Source organism: Bradyrhizobium sp. 33ap4 (assembly GCF_032654765.1).
GTDB classification, from domain to species: domain Bacteria; phylum Pseudomonadota; class Alphaproteobacteria; order Rhizobiales; family Xanthobacteraceae; genus Bradyrhizobium; species Bradyrhizobium australafricanum.
Genome location: NZ_JAUMTJ010000159.1, coordinates 1 through 2,091 on the forward strand (window position 1 = coordinate 1; position 2,091 = coordinate 2,091).

General features: G+C 67.2%; 3 protein-coding genes. 2 read left to right on the top strand and 1 reads right to left on the bottom strand.

Annotated elements, in window-relative coordinates; genetic code table 11:
• Positions 1-140: 140 nt before the first annotated feature.
• Entirely contained in the window at positions 141-575 is a 435-nt protein-coding gene (locus Q2M23_RS43465) for a helix-turn-helix domain-containing protein (RefSeq protein ID WP_057019001.1), read from the bottom strand.
• Between the two features lie 82 nt (positions 576-657).
• Here Q2M23_RS43465 and Q2M23_RS43470 point away from each other — a divergent pair, with 82 nt between their 5' ends.
• Positions 658-1,521, top strand: a complete 864-nt coding sequence (locus tag Q2M23_RS43470; RefSeq protein ID WP_316399494.1) for a class I SAM-dependent methyltransferase — start codon at positions 658-660, stop codon at positions 1,519-1,521.
• Complete coding sequence (locus tag Q2M23_RS43475; RefSeq protein ID WP_316399496.1) at positions 1,514-2,011, top strand: DUF2938 domain-containing protein; 498 nt, start codon at positions 1,514-1,516, stop codon at positions 2,009-2,011. Before Q2M23_RS43470 ends, Q2M23_RS43475 begins: the two co-directional genes overlap by 8 nt.
• Positions 2,012-2,091 lie beyond the last annotated feature (80 nt).

Below are 2,091 nucleotides of genomic sequence, written 5' to 3' on the forward strand. Positions count from 1 at the left end.
ACCAGAAAAGACCGATTTGCCTCGGTCCTGCCGAGCATGCACCGCGACACAGTGAATCATTCCCCGGACACCCCTGCTTTCAGGGGGAAGGGGAATAAAGACCTGTCCCCGGATATCGCTTCCCTCATCCGGGCTACGTTCTACGACTTGCGGCGTGACTTCCGCGCCTTCTTCTCGCCGATCTTGCCGGCCGCCGCGACCCGCAGCAGGCGGCGGAAGGTCGGGCATTCCATGTGGCTCGGCGCCGGGCAGACGGCGGCGTGGCGCAGGCCGTCGCGCATCGCGTTGAGCCTGCGGATGGTGCGGTCGAGCTCGTCGGCCTTGGCAGAAAGCATTTTCCGGTCGATGCGCGGTCTTCCATCGGGCGCGAACATCCTTGCGATCTCGTCGAGCGAGAAGCCGGAGGCGCGCCCGAGCGCGATCAGCGCCAGCCGGTCCAGCACCGCCGGATCGAACAGGCGGCGCAACCCGCGCCGGCCATGCGAGGCGATCAGACCTTTCTCCTCGTAGAAGCGCAAGGTCGAGGCGCGCACGCCCGATAGCTCCGCCACCTCCGCGATATCGATGTCCCGCATGGCTCTTGACCTCAAGTTCACTTGAACTGGCAGTATCCAGCCTATCGCTTGCGTAAGGCAAGCATCAACAAGGACGAGAATCATGGGTGTCGCAGCGCAAGTCGACGACGAGCAGGTCAAACTCTGGAACGGCGCCGCCGGCCGCGCCTGGGTCGAGACGCGCGAGGTGCTGGAAGGGATGTTCAGGCCGCTTGAAGAACTGCTCGTTCAGGCGGTGTCCGATGCCGCGGCAAGCCTGGTGCTCGATATCGGTTGCGGCACGGGCGCCACAACGTTCGCCGTTGCCCAATTGCTCCGCCAGCAGGGGCATTGCACCGGCATCGACGTTTCCGAGCCGATGATCGCGGCGGCGCGCGCCCGCGCGGAGCGGGAAGGGCGGCCGGTCAGCTTCATCTGCGCCGACGCGCAGACGTATCCGTTCGCGCCCGCGAGCTTCGACATGATCATCTCGCGCCTCGGCGTGATGTTCTTTGCCGATCCGGTGCAGGCTTTCGCCAATCTGCGCCGCGCGGCCCGGCCGGATGCTGCGCTCCGCTTCATCGCCTGGCGCGGCGCCGCCGAGAACCCGTTCATGACGACGGCGGAACAGGCAGCGAAGCCGTTGCTGCCGGATCTTCCGCCGCGGCGTCCCGATGCGCCGGGGCAGTTCGGCTTTGCCGACCGGAAGCGGGTCGAAACTATCCTGGAGGATAGCGGCTGGGACGCGATCGCGATCGAACCGGTCGATGTCGCCCTCGGCTTTCCGGCATCACAGCTGGCCCACTATGTGAGCTGGCTCGGCCCGGTCGGGACGATGCTGCAGGCGATGGAGGAGCCGCGCCGCACGCGAGTGATCGAGACCGTGCGCGGTGCGTTCGATCGCTACATCCACGGGACCGAGATTCGCTTCACCGCCGCCTGCTGGATGGTCGCGGCACGAGCGCCGGCGGAGGCCGCGCATGGTTGAAGCCGCGGAATTTGCGGCGAGCGCGGTGCTGACCGGGATCGGTGCGACCGTCGTGATGGACATCTGGGGGATGGTTCGAAAGCGCCTGCTTGGCATCCCGTCGCTGGACTATGCCCTGGTCGGTCGCTGGCTCGGCCATCTCGTATCCGCTCGCCTGCGCCACGACCGCATCGCCGCGTCACCACAGGTCGCGGGCGAACGCGTCATCGGATGGACCGCGCATTATCTGATCGGGATCGGCTTTGCCGGCGTGCTGCTTGCGATCTTCGGCCTCGATTGGGCGCGGCAGCCCACCATCGCTCCGGCTCTGATGGTTGGGATCGGCAGCGTGGCCGCGCCGTTCCTGGTGATGCAGCCCGCGATGGGCGCCGGCATCGCCGCGAGCCGCACGCCCCATCCATGGGGGGCGCGGCTGCAGAGCCTCGTCACGCACACGGTGTTTGGGATTGGGCGCTTTATGCGGCCGGCTGGCTCGCGCACCCGTTCCTGAACTCGTAGATGGGGTAACGGGCCGGCCGCCCGCTCGCTACGGCGCAATTTGGAAGCGCGCTCGCGAGCGGCCTGTTGGTT